The sequence below is a fragment of the Vibrio nigripulchritudo genome (assembly GCF_027924785.1).
In the GTDB taxonomy this organism is placed as follows: Bacteria; Pseudomonadota; Gammaproteobacteria; order Enterobacterales; family Vibrionaceae; genus Vibrio; species Vibrio nigripulchritudo.
In genome coordinates, this window is the sequence record NZ_AP027049.1 from 519991 (window position 1) to 535517 (window position 15527).

Here is a 15527-nt window from a genome sequence, read left to right on the forward strand (position 1 = left end):
CAAAAAAAGGTTTTGACTTTTTCTTGAATACTTAAACGAATTAAAAACTTCAAACAAAATTTTGATCAATTCTATCAGCAAAAAAGAAATTACATATTCAATCGTTGAACATAATGATCTAATAAAACCAAATCAAGATAAATCAGAAATTGACACTTATTTTAACATTTACGACATTATAAAGTGTAGAAGTGAATTAAGTCTTTTTTTAACGATCACAGGTTCGAGACTAAGAACGAGTAAACATAATTACAAAATTAATATAAGAACAATTTTTAACATAATGAACTTAAAACAATCTAATAAAAGCGAAAGAAAAGAGTCAAAAAAATTAATAATGAACATTTTGAGAAATGAAAAAAATGGATTTAATTTTGAATATAAGGATTATTGTTTTAGTTATTCATTGAAGGCAGTAGAACAACACGAAAAATCAGAAGTTACAGCGAAAGCAGAAGCGCAGCCAGCAGCAGAGGAAGCAACAGAAAACGCACCAGAAAGCACAGAGAGCGAAGAAACGGGTTTCAATCGTCTAGACGCTTGGCAAGAGGCTTTAAAACGTCCAGAAATTGATTTTATGAAAGAGTCTGAAACGATTTTTGAAAATGAAAAATCAGAAGAAGAATTATTAAATGAATTAGAATTCTAGAAAATAAAATAATTTGTATTATTCAATTTTTGATGAGAAAATAATTATGGTTATATAAATAAAGGAGAAATAATGAAAAAATCAATATTAGCTTTAACATTATCAGTAATTTCAATTTCTACAAATGCAAGTCAATTTGTTAGTCTTGTAAAAATTGAGAAATCACAAGCAATAAAAACAGTAGTTGAAAAAAAGTTGGTGTGATTGAAAAGAGTTTAACAGCCTGGAAAAACACAGGAAATGAATATGATTGTATTGTCTTAAACTCAAATGTTGTTCAAATTCCAATCGACTGCAAGCAAGATCAAGAAAGAACGAAAGATATATATTCACTTTACTCTGATAATTCAGAAAGTTTTGACGAAACTGTAGTTGAAAAACAGACTATTACAACCAGAAAGTTTATATACTATTGTGATTTTCACAACATACCAGAAGACGAATGTTAAAAAAGAACTCAGAACGAGTTCTTTTTATGCCGTATTTTCAAGTTTATTTCTTTTGTTCTTCTTGTCTTTCTTCTTCTTCAAAATAGACGTTGAAACTTGTTTGTTTTTATCGTGAAGCGGTCTTTTATTTGCAGATTTAAATTGACTAGCTAAGTCATTACTTTGATTTTTAAACTTGTTGAGCAACCTATCACGCTCTTTTTTCTGTGCTTCGTCAGTCGGTTCAAACTCTTTATAAGCTCTTGAAAGGATCTCTTCAGAAGCTTGATTTTGCTTTAAGTTATTGAATAAATGTTCTTTTTCTTTTTGACCTAACAAGTCTTTATTGTCACTTAAAAAGTTAGTGATTTTATAAGCGTTTTCCTTACTGCTCCAAGACTTTGGAAGCTTGGAGGTGGTCAAATCAAAACCCTTTTCAAGCATTTCTTGATACTTTTCTTCTGTCGGTTTTGTGAGATTTGAAAACCAACCGACCGATTTTTTATTGTCTAAATCAATCGCTTTTTTCATTGATTTTATTGGTTTTTTTGGTTCTTCACTAATAAAACTAGACTCTTCAATTAGTGCTTTTTCAAGCTCTTGTTAGCTCGTGCTTGTTTTAAATTTTCTTTCTCCTTTAGCTCTCGGTAGTCGTCAACGAAAAGCTTGAAAATCCCGTCTTTATTCTCATTCTGTTCAGCTCGTTTTTTCGCTTCAACCTCGTCATAGTAATCCATCATTTGTTTCTGATATTGTTGAATTTTTTTGGTTTCAGCGTCTACAAACTTATCAACCTCATTTGATTTTTTTGGTAGATTTGAAACGTGAGAGCTTGACGGCTTTTTGACTGACTTGTTAGACGTTGAAGCCGCTTGTTTTACTGTCTGAGCGTTGTTTTTAACTGTTTTAGACGTTGTTTGCTTTTGCTCTTGTCTCTGTATGATTTGGCTAGTTATGCCCTTAAAACGGCTTTCCAGTGCGCTTTTAGTCAATAGCTTTCTATTTAGCTTTGAACCGCTTGACGCTGCGATTACTTCACCTTGTTTATTGCGCATTTCAAAAGAAAATCCACGGATTTCTTTTTGTTCGTCTGAGCCTTGTTTGAAGCTCGGTTTTACTTGAATGTTGTGCTTGTCTAGCAACTTGAAAAAGTGTGTTTTGTTCTTTGCGTTTTTTGCTGCGTAAACGATTTGTTTGCGCATAAACTCAAACGGATTCTTTTCAAGTTCTTTTGCTCTTTGCGCTGCCAGTTCTTCTAGCTTTGCCGATGCTTCTAAATCGTTAGCGTTAAAGGCTTTTTTAGATATGGCTTGTAGCTTGTTCGCTGGATCTTGTGGTGAAGAATCTTGGCGGTTTGTTTTAACTAGGTTGTGTTTATCTTCTAGTTGTTCAGCTATTTTTCTAGACCTGTTTTTTGACTGCCAAGCGTGATCATAACTCAGAGAATTTGATACTCTTGGGACAATAAAATGAAAGTGTTTATTTTCTGTATCACTATGTAAAGTATACAAAAAATCTTTATCTTCAAAATCTTTTATAAATCCGCTTAAACCTTCTTTTGCAATGTCCAACATTTCTTGATTTGTGCGGTTTTTCCAGTCGTCAGCGTGAAACGAAATTTCGATATGGTCATACAAAAACTTGTTTTGAGATTTTTTCTTTTCTTGGTTCAAGTGCATTGAATGATTAGTTTCAAGGTCTAACATAAAGCTTTGAAGAGCTTCATTTTTAAAGCTCTTGTTTATATCATTTCTTGACGTTGCAAGCATTTCACAGCGATCAGAATCGTGCTCGTTTTTCGGGTTTGAAATGTAGTTACAAACCGCTTTTAAATCGTTGGTATTGCTGCCGTTGTGCTGAATTTTTATAATCATAAATCACCCTTCGCTTACTCAATTTCGACTTGTTGAATTGAGAGATCAGAAGTTTGGTTTTTATGACTTAAAAGAGTTTTACAGTAAGTAATAAAATCAGCTTTGAACTCTTCAAAATCGAATGAGTTAAAGTATGAATTTAGTTTTGAACTTGATTTAATCGCTTTTACTAATTCGTGATCAAAATTCGTTTTGTTTTGTGAAACTTTGATCACTATTTTTGATCTGTTCTTGTCAGCTATACGACTATAACGATCTGAAAGTTGTTCAGCTTTTTTAAATGAATCTGATTTTTTAAAGTTTACTGTCGTTGTATTTTTTGTAATAAATAAATGAAGAAAATCAAGGTTAGACAAACGACCTTTAAAGTTTTCTAGTTCTTTTTTCTCAAAGTCGTAAACTCTTTTTTCAAGAACTGAAAACTCAATAAATTTTTTGTTATTCGATTTTGAAAAATCAGATAATGAACTGTCTTGATATTCTGACAAATCGCAATAGTGAAGAACGACTTTATTAAATATTGATTTTAGATCGTTGACGTTGTGATTGTAATAAGTGTTTATAAAATTCAAAGTTTTTTGAACTTGTCTAATTGTGTCGAACGTCATATTGATAAATAGACGTTTTTCAGTGTTCAAAACACATTCAGCAAGTTTTAAATTTCGTTCAACGTGAAACTTCGTAATTTCTTCAAGCTTTTGATTGTTTGCTTTTCTCGTAATGTTATTTGCTTCTTTTTCCTCATTTTTAATCTTTCCAAAAAAATACAACTATCAAGTTGTGTTTTAATTTAAAAAATATAATCGTCAGATTGTATTTTTAAATCTAGCTTCGCAGAACAAGTGTATGGACCGAAGGGCGATACTCCAACTTGTTTCTATTCAGTTTTCACAACTATATTTATTACTATATCTTAATTTTTGAGAACTCAAAATTATGAAATCAGATTTTTTAATTGATTTGATTTATTTAAAGGATATTTAATATTTAACACGGTATAAAATTCGTATGCATCAATGAGGCCATACAATTTTAAAATGACGATGGTATAATGCAAACCTACTTGGAGGCTCTAGTACCATATGATTTTTACAACTGACGACAAAAGACACACCATTTATCAAGGTGACGTCCTAGAAAACTTGAAACAACTACCTGATAACTCAGTAGATCTTATCTTTGCCGATCCACCTTACAACATTGGTAAGGACTTTGACGGTTTGAAAGAAGATTGGAGCGAGCAAGATTTTCTTGACTGGGCTTACCAATGGATCGACGAATGCCACCGTGTGCTCGCTAAAAACGGCACTTTCTATCTAATGAATAGCACTGAAAATATGCCATTCTTGGATATCTACTGCCGAACTAAATTCAATGTTACAAGCCGTATAGTGTGGTCATACGATAGCTCAGGCGTTCAAGCAAAACGCTACTATGGCTCTCTCTATGAACCAATTCTTATGTTAACGAAAGGTAAGTCTTACACGTTTAACTATGAAGATATTATGGTTGAAGCTAAAACAGGCGCAAAACGTCAGTTAATGGACTACCGCAAGAACCCGCCTCAACCTTACAACACCAAAAAAGTGCCTGGTAACGTCTGGGAGTTCCCTCGTGTTCGCTTCAAAATGGAAGAATACGAAAACCACCCAACTCAAAAGCCAGAAATTCTTTTAGAGCGTGTAATCAAAGCTTCTTCAAATGAAGATGATATTGTGTTAGATCCGTTCTCTGGTAGTTTCTCTACGTGTGCAGTAGCCAAACGCTTAAATCGTAGAAGTATCGGTATTGAAATCAATCCAGAATACGTAAAAATGGGGTTGAGACGTGTAGACGTTCCGTCACACTACACACAAGAAGAACTTGAAAAAGTAAAGAAAAGAAAAACAACTAACACTTCAAAAAAAGTTCGGACTAAAACAAAGCCCGAACAAGATTCAGCAGAAGCTGTTCAACCAGACTTAATCTAGCATTCCATATTCTAGCTTATAGTTATCAATTACAGTCTGTTTCAGCTCTGATTGTTGGCCAGACTGTAATACTTCATTTAATGCTCCGTTAAGTTCATTAAGCGTGATAACTTCTTCAAATAGCCCCATATAATGCTCTACTAGGCTTGTATCCATTGCCTTATTCGCATCTTGGCGAATCTTATCTAATACTTCGCTTACGGTCTTATCCGTCTTAATGACAAAAGTGATAGCAAATCTATTCATTTTGTCTAAGTCTAAGAAGTATTTCTTAAAGTCTAACGTCTCTGTTACTTGATAGAAGCGACCATAAGGTTTGAGGACAAAGTCGATACCACCGTCATTAGCGTTTGTTCGACCTGTTTTGTATAGAGTTAAAGGCTGTGCAGTGATCGTTTGTGGGCTATCGCCTACGTATGCAACTTTTGACTTGTAGTATACGTAAAGTATAGCGTGAGACACGATTTCAAAGAGTCTTGCATCTGACTCATAAGCAAACGCTTTTACAATTGTATTGTAAATTTCTTGATCAGTTTCAGATTCTTCAATCTCTTCAAGGTATTCATTTTGCTGTGTATTGATAATTTCTATGTATTCATTAACAACATCTAGAATGAAATTTGCTGCGTTCTCAGGGTTGTTTCCTCCCTGAGAAAGAAACTCCTCAGAAATTTTTCTGGCTTTCATTCCACCAGCAACACCTTCTTGGACGGGTAGAAACTTGTCAGCAACTTTGCATTTTCGTTCTACCTCATTATTTAGCCTGTTGTCGAGTGGGTGATTTTGCAGCTTTGAGCCAAATGGTAAAGATTTCATTCTAGCCAACAAGTCAGTAAACCTTGAACCGTCTTTATAACCGTTTACGTATGCCTCACAAAGCACATACAGGGCATACAAATTGCCCAATGAACGCCTTGCTTTACTACCTCGGTCATGAGCCTTAGTTTTATGGACTATGTATTCATAGACTAAACTGTCTTTGTCTATGTTGTATTGTTCCGCAATCTCGTCAATGAAAAGTGCCATTTCATTAAACCTCTAATTTTAAAAGGTTTAATATGCCATAGTCGAGTACGAAGGACCAACTAGTAATTGCGAGTGTGATTAAAGGTTTTTAAGTATCTGATAACTGTCAAAGGCTTCTTGCTCAAAATCTTCAATACCTCTGTTTCGCAGAGTCATTTTTAAAGCTGTTATGTAACGTTTCATATTTTTTCGGTCTTCGAACAAGATTTCTAGCTTCTCGTCTTCACTCAAATTTTCAAAGAAACCTTGCTGTCTATCAAAGTCTAGTTTCATTAGTAAATCCTTATACTGTGGCACTGAGAACTTCAAAACGTGTTTTGAATGTTTGAAGGGTCTAACAAATCTTCGGATTTGTATGCTTAAAACGCAAAAAAGCCGCTACAAGAGCGACTTCTTATAATGTGGTAGCTGCGGGCGGACTCGAACCGCCACGCCTTTCGGCGGGGGATTTTGAATCCCCTTTGTCTACCAATTCCAACACGCAGCCAATTTATACAACTCTATACAACTTTTTGAATAGAGTTAAAATCAACATATATTATTGATTTATAACCAGTTTATAGTAATTTTCAGTCATACGCAACGCATTTTGAATCCGTCGTGTATACCAATTTCACCACACCGGCATCTTTGGGCTGTTGCCCTTTGATGATTGGCATTATACGTATGACTTAGAGTGGCGCAAGTGTTAAATCTTTAAAAACCATTCGTTTGGCGATTATTTCAGCATAAGTCCCTGAGCTGTGCGCTCTGTCACTTACATATTGGTAAACAAGTTTATATTCTGTCGCTTTCCAATCCATTACCCATGTGAGAAATATGTCTATTCAAACAAAACCCGCAGGTTTGTTCCGAAGATTAGGTGCACTAATGTATGACGCGTTGATTATTCTGGCCATAGAAATGATGGCGGGCGGTCTCGTGATTGCAGTTATTTTTGCATTGAACGCGGCTGGAATGATGAGTTATGGGAGTTACGTTGATGCTAGTGATTTACTGACGAATCATCCGGTTTGGAGTGCGTTTTACACAGGCTATTTAGCGCTCGTATGGATTGGGTTTATTGTGTTTTTCTGGACAAGGGCTGGGCAAACATTAGGAATGCGAGCGTGGAAACTGCGAGTTCAAAATGAAGATGGTTCAACCATTTCCTTTACGCAAGCTTTGATTCGAGTTGCCACCTCGGGATTTGGGTTAGCGAACTTAACCGTGCCATTTGACCCCAAGAAACGTGGATTTCATGATATATGGGCAAAAACCCAAGTGGTAGTGTTACCTAAAGCGAATTAAAAAAGGAGGCTCTGCCTCCTTAAATTAGACTTTCCGCCTCATCAGCAATACGGCGATGGTCATAAACACCACACTAGGTACCAAAGCTCCAACTGGGGCAGGGAGCTTATAGAGTAGGCTTACGTTGCTGAAGGTTTCTGCAAATATATAGAAACCGAACCCTGCGATAACACCTGAAAGTATCCTTGCGCCCATGGTTACGCTACGAAGTGGACCAAATACGAATGACATAGCCACAAACATCATGACACCTACAGAAATAGGCTGTGTCGCTTTGCGCCAGAAAGCGAGATCGTACCGACTGGCATCCTGTTCAGAATCTTTTAGGTAAGTTACGTAGCTCCAAAGCTCTGTAAGTGGCAGCTCTTCGGGTTGAACGGTAACTACGGCGAGCTTGTCTGGAGTGAGTGTGGTCGTCCAGCTCAGAACACCAATGTTCTCTTTAGAAACTTCAACGTTGTTATTGAAATTGGTTTTGACCACATCTCTGGCTTCCCAGGTGCGATCGGAAAGATAGTTCGCTTGCTCTGCAAACATGGTATACGAAAGATTTTTGTTTTCATCGAAAAACCAAACGTTAACACCCTGAAGCTGTTCACCGTTGACGCGACCTACATAGATGAAGTTACCGCCATCTTTTGCCCAGACTCCACTTCGAACAGATACAATGTTGCCGCCTGAAACCGCAAAGGTGCGAAGTTCCCGAGCCATTTTCTGAGTGGTCGGCGCGCCCCATTCCCCAAGCATCATGACGATTACCATGATCGGAATGGCTGTTTTTAATACGGAAAATCCGATATCCAGCTTGGAGTAGCCTGCGGCTTGCATTACCACAAGTTCAGAGCTGGCAGCCAGCATGCCCAAACCAATCAGTGCACCAAGCAACACCGCCATAGGAAAAAAGAGTTCAACATCACGTGGAAGTGCCAGCATAACGTAATAAAAAGCAAGCAAAGCGTCATAAGATCCTTCACCAACCGCTCTTAGCTGCTCGACGTACTTAATAATGGCGGAGAGCCCGACCAAGGTTGTGAGCGTTAAAGCAGTCGTAGAAATGATGGTGCGACCAATGTATAAATCTAAAATCTTAAACACGTGTTACGCCACCTTTTCTTCTGAAGTTTTCTTTGATTTGTCGAACGAAAACGCTGTCCATGCTGTTGAGCAAGATACCGATTAATAATGTCACGCCATTGATAGACCACAATCCAATGTGTGCAGGCAAACTTCCTTCTTCGATGGCAGATTTTCCAGAGCTCAACAATAGGAAGTAGGTCAGGTAAATAAGTACGGCAGGTGCCATCTTGGCAAAGCGGCCCTGACGAGGATTGACCGCTGAGAGTGGAATAACAATCATGGTCAGTAATGGAATACAGACAATCAAAGAGATACGCCACTGCAATTCAGCCTGTTCACGTTTGTCATCAGAACGAAGAAGATCGAGAGTTGATGTCGCCATCAGACTGAGAGATTTTTGCTGAACTTCCCGCTGCCCGATGAGCGCTTCATATTCTTTGTAATCGGTGACCATGTAGTCAAGACGAGTAGGGATGCCTTCATAGCGTTTACCGTCGTATAAAGTCAGAACTTGCCGACCATCAGACAATTCCTGCATTTTACCCGTGTTGGCGAACATCACGCTCGGGCGGATGGAATCTCTTGGAAGAAGCTGGGCAATAAAAACATTTTTAAGTTCTTTGTTCTCAATATCGTCAACAAAAACGACGGCAGAACCATCAGGAGACGCCTGAAATTGTCCTTTTTGAAGCAAATCAATACTGTTATCTGACTCAACTTCAGAGCGGATTTGTATGATTTGCTGCTGGCTCCAGGAGGACAGCCACAGAGAGTTAACCGCTGCCAGACCACTGGTGATCACCGCCAGACTTAATGCAGCCTGAATCAAGAATTTATTGCCAATTCCGGTCGCGTTCATCACGGTAATTTCACTTTCAGCGTATAAGCGTCCAAAAGTCAGCAATATCCCCAGATAAAGGCTTAAAGGCAGCATAAGCATGCCCATCGTCGGCATATTTAAACCGACCAGCGTTAAAATTAGCCGAGCAGGAATATCGCCGTCAGACGCGTGGGAAAGGATGCGAATGAACTCCTGACTGAGGAAGATCAGAAACAGGACTAAAAATACAGCAAATTGCGTCTTGATTGTCTCGCGGATCAAATATCTAACAATAATCACGCTGAAATCACCTATAGAAAACTTGTTTTTTTAATTGAATCACTATAATTTCTCGTTGAATCTTTTATTTTTAAATCTTTGGCTAATTGTTAGTCAATATAATGGGCTTAGCGTTCCAACGTGAGTATTTTAAGCTAAGTGAGCATTATCTAACATTTAGTTCAGTTTGTCTTCAGGATGTAGGAGTACGCATGGAGTTCAGTGTAAAAAGTGGCAGCCCTGAGAAACAGCGCAGCGCGTGTATCGTTGTCGGTGTTTTTGAGCCTCGCCGTCTTTCTCCAGTAGCCGAGCAGCTCGATAAAATTAGTGATGGCTACATCAGTTCACTATTACGACGCGGTGACTTGGAAGGAAAACCAGGGCAGATGCTACTTCTGCACCAAGTTCCTGGTGTTCTCTCTGAGCGTGTGTTGCTGGTAGGTTGTGGTAAAGAGCGTGAGCTAGGCGAACGCCAATACAAAGAAATCATCCAAAAAACCATCAGCACTCTGAATGAAACAGGCTCAATGGAAGCGGTTTGCTTCCTGACAGAATTACACGTTAAAGGCCGTGATACCTACTGGAAAGTACGCCAGGCGGTAGAATCTACTAAAGACGGTCTTTACACTTTTGATCAGTTCAAGAGCACTAAGCCAGAAACTCGCCGTCCACTTCGTAAGCTGGTCTTCAATGTACCAACTCGCCGCGAGTTGAATCTTGGTGAGAAAGCCATCAGCCATGGTTTAGCTGTTGCTTCTGGTGTGAAAGCATCGAAAGATCTAGGCAACATGCCACCAAACGTTGCGAATCCGGCTTACCTGGCTTCTCAAGCACGTCGTCTTGCTGACGAGTATGAAACGGTAACCACCAAAATCATTGGTGAGCAGGAGATGGAAAAGCTAGGCATGACTTCATACCTAGCAGTCGGTCGTGGTTCACACAATGAATCTTTGATGTCCATCATGGAGTACAAAGGCGCGCCGGACCCTGATGCAAAACCTATTGTACTTGTTGGTAAAGGTCTGACATTTGATTCAGGCGGTATCTCTCTAAAACCTGGTGCAGGTATGGATGAGATGAAGTACGACATGTGTGGTGCTGCATCTGTCTTCGGTACCATGAAGGCACTGGCGAAGCTGAACCTGCCAATCAACGTAGTCGGTATTCTGGCTGGCTGTGAAAATATGCCGGGCAGCAACGCTTACCGACCTGGTGACATCCTGACTACCATGTCTGGTCAGACAGTTGAAGTATTGAATACCGATGCCGAAGGTCGCTTGGTGCTTTGTGATGCACTGACTTACGTTGAGCGTTTCGAACCAGAATGTGTTGTTGATGTTGCCACGTTAACAGGGGCTTGTGTGGTTGCACTAGGTCACCACATCAGTGCTGTGATTTCGAATCACAATCCGCTATCACATGAATTGATTAATGCCTCTGAACAAGCGGGTGACCGTGCTTGGCGTCTGCCAATGGCAGAAGAGTACCAAGAGCAAATCGCCAGCCCGTTTGCCGATATGGCAAACATTGGAGGTAAATCAGCAGGTACTATTACCGCAGGTTGCTTCTTGTCTCGCTTTACTAAGAAATACAACTGGGCGCACCTTGATATCGCAGGTACAGCTTGGAAATCGGGTGGCAAAGACAAAGGCTCAACAGGGCGTCCTGTCTCAATGCTGGTCCAATTCCTTCTGAACCGCAGCGGCCAGGACACAGAAGAGTAAATCTTCAGAATTCAGAAAGGGCCGAAAGGCCCTTTCTTTTTTTAGGTGAACGGAAAAAATGGCAACAGCGACGTTTTATCTGGTTAAAGAAGGCAGTTCACAATCACAAGAGCAGGGGTTCTTCGAGTATGTGGTGTTTCTCGCTCACCATTTTGCTAAGCAAGGAGCAAAGGTGTTTGTGAATGCCGACGATAAGCCTTCCGCTGAAGCCATTGCAGAACTGTTGTGGCAGGCAAAACCTGAAGACTTTATTGCTCATAACCTGGTTGGTGAAGGACCTAAGTCGGGGACGGCAATTGAGGTAGGACACTCCTCCGTTAAGCCATCTTGGAACCGTCAATTAGTTATAAATGTGGCGAATGATAATACAATTTTTGCCCCAACCTTTGGTCAGGTGGTAGACTTCGTTCCCTGCGAAGAAAAAGCAAAGCAACAAGCTCGAGAAAGGTATAAAATTTACCGTCAGGCTGGTTATCAGCTTCAAACAATCGAGATTCAATATCCTTAGTCCAACCCTATAGTTAAGGCGTCTCTCCAGAGAGCCCTCAATTATAGAGTTTGACCAAGATTAACCCGTAAACGTATCCATTAAAGAGCACTATGGAAAAGACATATAACCCAACATCTATTGAACAAGCGCTTTATCAAGCTTGGGAAGAGAAAGGCTACTTTAAGCCGCACGGTGACACGACAAAAGAATCATACAGCATCATGATCCCGCCACCGAACGTCACTGGTAGCCTGCATATGGGCCACGCGTTCCAGGATACCATCATGGATACACTGATCCGTGCTGAGCGTATGAAAGGTAAAAATACGCTTTGGCAGGTGGGTACAGACCACGCGGGCATCGCAACTCAAATGGTGGTTGAGCGTAAGATTGCCGCTGAAGAAGGCAAAACTAAGAACGATTACGGTCGTGACGCATTCATCGACAAAATTTGGGAATGGAAAGGCGAGTCGGGCGGTACTATCACAAAACAGCTTCGTCGCCTTGGTGCTTCTGTGGATTGGGAACGCGAGCGTTTCACCATGGACGATGGCCTTTCTAATGCCGTTCAGGAAGTCTTTGTTCGTCTGTACGAAGAAGATTTGATTTATCGTGGCAAGCGCCTGGTTAACTGGGATCCTAAACTGCACACCGCGATTTCTGATCTAGAAGTTGAAAACAAAGACAAAAAAGGCCACATGTGGCACTTCCGTTACCCTCTAGCGGATGGTGTTAAGACTGCAGAAGGCAAAGACTACATCGTTGTAGCAACGACACGTCCAGAAACTATGCTGGGTGATACAGGTGTCGCAGTAAACCCAGAAGATCCACGTTACAAAGATCTGATTGGTAAAGAAATCCTGCTTCCAATCGTTGATCGTCGTATCCCTATCGTAGGTGACGAGCACGCCGATATGGAAAAAGGCACAGGTTGTGTGAAGATCACACCTGCTCACGACTTCAATGACTACGAAGTGGGTAAGCGCCACCAGCTACCAATGATCAACATTCTAACCTTCAACGCGGATATTCGTGATGCGGCGGAAGTCTTCACCACTAACGGTGAAGCGAGCGATGCCTACCCAACGGACCTTCCTGCCAAATACCAAGGTATGGAACGTTTTGCGGCGCGTAAGGCTATCGTAGCGGACTTTGACGAGTTGGGTCTTTTGGATGAAGTGAAAGATCACGATCTAACTGTTCCTTACGGTGACCGCGGTGGTGTGGTTATTGAGCCAATGCTGACCGACCAATGGTACGTTCGCACAGCGCCTCTTGCAGAAACGGCAACCAAAGCAGTGGAAGACGGTGAAATCCAATTCGTTCCTAAGCAATACGAGAACATGTACTTCTCCTGGATGCGTGACATTCAAGACTGGTGTATCTCTCGTCAGCTTTGGTGGGGACACCGTATCCCAGCTTGGTACGACAATGATGGCAACGTATATGTAGGTCGTACTGAAGAAGAAGTTCGCACCAATAACAACCTAGCGCCTGTCGTCGTTCTGCGTCAGGATGATGATGTACTGGACACCTGGTTCTCTTCTGCGCTGTGGACGTTTGGAACGCAAGGCTGGCCAGAAAACACAGATGACCTGAAGACATTCCACCCTTCAGACGTACTGGTCACTGGTTTTGACATCATCTTCTTCTGGGTTGCTCGTATGATCATGATGACGATGCACTTCTGTAAAGATGAGAGCGGCAAACCACAAGTTCCATTCAAGACAGTTTACGTGACGGGTCTGATCCGTGATGAAAACGGCGATAAGATGTCTAAATCGAAGGGTAACGTTCTTGACCCAATCGATATGATTGATGGTATTGATCTTGAGTCTCTTGTTGAGAAGCGTACAGGCAACATGATGCAGCCTAAGCTTGCGGCGAAGATCGAGAAAAACACGCGTAAGACGTTTGAAGACGGTATTGAACCTTACGGTACAGATGCATTGCGTTTCACTCTTGCAGCGATGGCGTCTACGGGTCGTGATATCAACTGGGATATGAAGCGTCTTGAAGGTTACCGTAACTTCTGTAACAAGCTATGGAACGCAAGCCGCTACGTATTGATGAATACCGAAGATCAAGATTGTGGCTTTGGTAGCAATGATATTGAATACTCACTAGCCGACAAATGGATCGAATCTCAGTTCGAACTGGCAGCGAAAGAATTCAATGGTCACATTGATAACTTCCGCCTGGATATGGCAGCGAACACGATTTACGAGTTTATCTGGAACCAATTCTGTGACTGGTATCTAGAGCTAACGAAACCGGTTCTTTGGAAAGGCAATGAAGCTCAGCAACGCGGTACGCGTCGCACGCTAATCACCGTGCTTGAGAAGACTCTTCGTCTGGCGCATCCAGTAATTCCATACATCACAGAAACTATCTGGCAGAGTGTTAAGCCATTGGTTGAAGGTGTTGAAGGTGACACAATCATGCTTCAATCACTTCCTCAGTACGACGAAGCAAACTTCAACCAAGCAGCGCTTGATGATATTGAGTGGGTTAAATCATTCATTACCAGCATTCGTAACCTACGTGCAGAATACGACATCAACCCAGGTAAGCCGCTTGAAGTAATGCTTAAAGCGGCAAGCGAAGAAGATGCCGCTCGTCTTGAAACGAACAAGCAAGTTCTTGTTTCTCTGGCGAAGCTTGAATCTGTGCGCGTTCTTGAATCTGGTGAAGAGACCCCTGCTTGTGCGACAGCGCTCGTTGCTAAGTCTGAGCTTATGATCCCAATGGCGGGTCTGATTGACAAAGACGCAGAGCTTGCTCGTCTGGACGGCGAAATCAAGAAAACTCACGGTGAGATCAAACGCATTGAAGGTAAGCTAAGTAACGAAGGTTTCGTTGCGAAAGCGCCTGAAGCGGTTGTGGCAAAAGAGCGTGAGAAGCTTGAAGGTTACAAAGAAACGCTAACGAAACTTGAAGAGCAAAAAGCAACGATTGCTGCTCTGTAAGCGATTTTCCTGCTAGTTAACCACTAGCAGGAATGCTGTTATTTGCTTTGTAGTAGATACAAAAAAACAGTCATCAGTTGATGACCGTTTTTTATGTTTTGAAATTAACCTACTTTTGGTTGTTCAGTTTTTCCACTTCAGCATCCAACTCTTCAAGCTTGGCTTTCATTTGGGCACGGCACAAGTTAGCTAGCTTACGAACATTTTCTTTGCTGTAACCTTCGATACTGACTGGTGGTAACATCTCAACAATCACATGCCCATTATCCCAGCGATTCAGCTTGAATTTACCCTCAGTGGTGCTGCAGACAATCGGAATGATTGGCACATTTGCACCAACTGCAGCATGGAAGGCCCCTGTTTTAAATGGCAGCAGACCGCGTCCACGTGAACGAGTACCTTCTGGAAACATCCATACTGACACGCCACGCTCTTTCACTTTCTCAACCACTTGCTCAATAGTGCCCATCGCTTTGCTTCGGTTAGCACGATCAATCAGTATGTTACCAGTAATCCAATAAAGCTGACCAAACAGTGGTAGCCAGGCCAGGCTTTTCTTACCTACGGTGACGACATTGGGGGTTACCGCAGAAGAAACGGTGAACATATCCCAGTTGTTTTGATGGTTAGCAATGTAGATGTGCTGACCACGTTGATACGCATCTTCAGGAATACGTAAATCCAGTTTGATACCGAATACTTTAGACATGCGACCAAAGTAACGACCAAAGGTGAATACGTGTTTTGGGTTTCTCGGACTAAGCAGGCAATAACCGCAGCCAAATACAAACATCAGGACAGCAAATATTGCTACAGCAATGATACGCAATAACGCAATCATAGAATTCTCTTTGTGATTCAAGGACTACCGAGGCAATCTGGGTTGCCTGCGTAGTGAATATAAACGCAACAAAAAAGCCGAAACCTGAGA

At 41.0% G+C, this 15527-nt stretch carries 15 protein-coding genes and 1 tRNA gene; 7 read left to right on the forward strand and 9 right to left on the reverse strand.

Features of this window, described 5'->3' with window-relative positions:
- Positions 1-283: 283 nt before the first annotated feature.
- Positions 284-649 carry a hypothetical protein gene (locus QMG91_RS02600; protein ID WP_281870153.1) on the forward strand — a complete coding sequence of 122 codons (366 nt, stop codon included), beginning with the start codon at positions 284-286 and terminating at the stop codon, positions 647-649.
- A 72-nt stretch (positions 650-721) separates the two neighbouring features.
- Positions 722-853 carry a hypothetical protein gene (locus QMG91_RS02605; protein ID WP_281870154.1) on the forward strand — a complete coding sequence of 44 codons (132 nt, stop codon included), beginning with the start codon at positions 722-724 and terminating at the stop codon, positions 851-853.
- Between the two features lie 269 nt (positions 854-1122).
- Here the strand turns inward: QMG91_RS02605 and QMG91_RS02610 are convergent, their stop codons facing one another.
- From QMG91_RS02610 to QMG91_RS02620, 3 genes are read right to left on the reverse strand one after another with little or no spacing between them, the layout of a single operon-like run.
- Positions 1123-1608: a hypothetical protein gene (locus tag QMG91_RS02610; RefSeq protein ID WP_281870155.1), complete on the reverse strand. Its 486-nt coding sequence runs from the start codon at positions 1606-1608 to the stop codon at positions 1123-1125.
- Between the two features lie 50 nt (positions 1609-1658).
- Positions 1659-2951, reverse strand: coding sequence for a relaxase/mobilization nuclease domain-containing protein (locus tag QMG91_RS02615; RefSeq protein ID WP_281870156.1), 1293 nt, complete (start codon positions 2949-2951; stop codon positions 1659-1661).
- Positions 2952-2965: 14 nt separating this feature from the next.
- Positions 2966-3721 (reverse strand): hypothetical protein, encoded by a 756-nt coding sequence (locus tag QMG91_RS02620; protein ID WP_281870157.1) that lies wholly within the window; start codon positions 3719-3721, stop codon positions 2966-2968.
- Between the two features lie 312 nt (positions 3722-4033).
- Between QMG91_RS02620 and yhdJ the strand changes: the two genes are divergently transcribed.
- Positions 4034-4921 (forward strand): adenine-specific DNA-methyltransferase, encoded by an 888-nt coding sequence (gene yhdJ, locus QMG91_RS02625; RefSeq protein ID WP_281870158.1) that lies wholly within the window; start codon positions 4034-4036, stop codon positions 4919-4921.
- On the opposite strand, the gene QMG91_RS02630 is transcribed toward yhdJ, so the two are convergent.
- The 3 genes from QMG91_RS02630 to QMG91_RS02640 form a co-directional block, all read right to left on the reverse strand.
- Positions 4913-5947 (reverse strand): hypothetical protein, encoded by a 1035-nt coding sequence (locus tag QMG91_RS02630; protein WP_281870160.1) that lies wholly within the window; start codon positions 5945-5947, stop codon positions 4913-4915. The two genes, yhdJ and QMG91_RS02630, sit on opposite strands and share 9 nt — an antisense overlap.
- A 78-nt stretch (positions 5948-6025) precedes the next feature.
- Positions 6026-6220: a hypothetical protein gene (locus QMG91_RS02635; protein ID WP_281870161.1), complete on the reverse strand. Its 195-nt coding sequence runs from the start codon at positions 6218-6220 to the stop codon at positions 6026-6028.
- 129 nt (positions 6221-6349) lie between these two features.
- Positions 6350-6434: transfer RNA gene (locus tag QMG91_RS02640), tRNA-Leu, on the reverse strand.
- Between the two features lie 332 nt (positions 6435-6766).
- Here QMG91_RS02640 and QMG91_RS02645 point away from each other — a divergent pair.
- Positions 6767-7237: an RDD family protein gene (locus QMG91_RS02645; protein ID WP_004401265.1), complete on the forward strand. Its 471-nt coding sequence runs from the start codon at positions 6767-6769 to the stop codon at positions 7235-7237.
- Positions 7238-7261: 24 nt separating this feature from the next.
- Here the strand turns inward: QMG91_RS02645 and lptG are convergent, their stop codons facing one another.
- Positions 7262-8332, reverse strand: coding sequence for an LPS export ABC transporter permease LptG (gene lptG / locus QMG91_RS02650; protein WP_004401264.1), 1071 nt, complete (start codon positions 8330-8332; stop codon positions 7262-7264).
- Positions 8325-9434: an LPS export ABC transporter permease LptF gene (gene lptF / locus QMG91_RS02655; protein ID WP_281828691.1), complete on the reverse strand. Its 1110-nt coding sequence runs from the start codon at positions 9432-9434 to the stop codon at positions 8325-8327. Before lptF ends, lptG begins: the two co-directional genes overlap by 8 nt.
- A 191-nt stretch (positions 9435-9625) precedes the next feature.
- On the opposite strand from lptF, the gene pepA reads away from it, so the two are divergent.
- From pepA to QMG91_RS02670, 3 genes are all read left to right on the forward strand, one after another.
- Positions 9626-11137: a leucyl aminopeptidase gene (gene pepA / locus QMG91_RS02660; protein ID WP_004401731.1), complete on the forward strand. Its 1512-nt coding sequence runs from the start codon at positions 9626-9628 to the stop codon at positions 11135-11137.
- Between the two features lie 58 nt (positions 11138-11195).
- Positions 11196-11645, forward strand: a complete 450-nt coding sequence (locus QMG91_RS02665; protein ID WP_281828693.1) for a DNA polymerase III subunit chi — start codon at positions 11196-11198, stop codon at positions 11643-11645.
- 92 nt (positions 11646-11737) lie between these two features.
- Entirely contained in the window at positions 11738-14596 is a 2859-nt protein-coding gene (locus tag QMG91_RS02670) for a valine--tRNA ligase (RefSeq protein ID WP_281828695.1), read from the forward strand.
- A 109-nt stretch (positions 14597-14705) separates the two neighbouring features.
- Here the strand turns inward: QMG91_RS02670 and QMG91_RS02675 are convergent, their stop codons facing one another.
- Complete coding sequence (locus QMG91_RS02675) at positions 14706-15437, reverse strand: 1-acylglycerol-3-phosphate O-acyltransferase (protein ID WP_281828697.1); 732 nt, start codon at positions 15435-15437, stop codon at positions 14706-14708.
- Positions 15438-15527: the final 90 nt, after the last annotated feature.

Bases quoted from the DNA above. Each gene is read 5' to 3' on its own strand.
- QMG91_RS02600 (WP_281870153.1), top strand. From the start codon at position 284: ATGAACTTAAAACAATCTAATAAAAGCGAAAGAAAAGAGTCAAAAAAA.
- QMG91_RS02605 (WP_281870154.1), top strand. From the start codon at position 722: ATGAAAAAATCAATATTAGCTTTAACATTATCAGTAATTTCAATTTCT.
- QMG91_RS02610 (WP_281870155.1), bottom strand. From the start codon at position 1,608: ATGAAAAAAGCGATTGATTTAGACAATAAAAAATCGGTCGGTTGGTTT.
- QMG91_RS02615 (WP_281870156.1), bottom strand. From the start codon at position 2,951: ATGATTATAAAAATTCAGCACAACGGCAGCAATACCAACGATTTAAAA.
- yhdJ (WP_281870158.1), top strand. From the start codon at position 4,034: ATGATTTTTACAACTGACGACAAAAGACACACCATTTATCAAGGTGAC.
- QMG91_RS02630 (WP_281870160.1), bottom strand. From the start codon at position 5,947: ATGGCACTTTTCATTGACGAGATTGCGGAACAATACAACATAGACAAA.
- QMG91_RS02635 (WP_281870161.1), bottom strand. From the start codon at position 6,220: ATGAAACTAGACTTTGATAGACAGCAAGGTTTCTTTGAAAATTTGAGT.
- QMG91_RS02645 (WP_004401265.1), top strand. From the start codon at position 6,767: ATGTCTATTCAAACAAAACCCGCAGGTTTGTTCCGAAGATTAGGTGCA.
- pepA (WP_004401731.1), top strand. From the start codon at position 9,626: ATGGAGTTCAGTGTAAAAAGTGGCAGCCCTGAGAAACAGCGCAGCGCG.
- QMG91_RS02665 (WP_281828693.1), top strand. From the start codon at position 11,196: ATGGCAACAGCGACGTTTTATCTGGTTAAAGAAGGCAGTTCACAATCA.
- QMG91_RS02670 (WP_281828695.1), top strand. From the start codon at position 11,738: ATGGAAAAGACATATAACCCAACATCTATTGAACAAGCGCTTTATCAA.
- QMG91_RS02675 (WP_281828697.1), bottom strand. From the start codon at position 15,437: ATGATTGCGTTATTGCGTATCATTGCTGTAGCAATATTTGCTGTCCTG.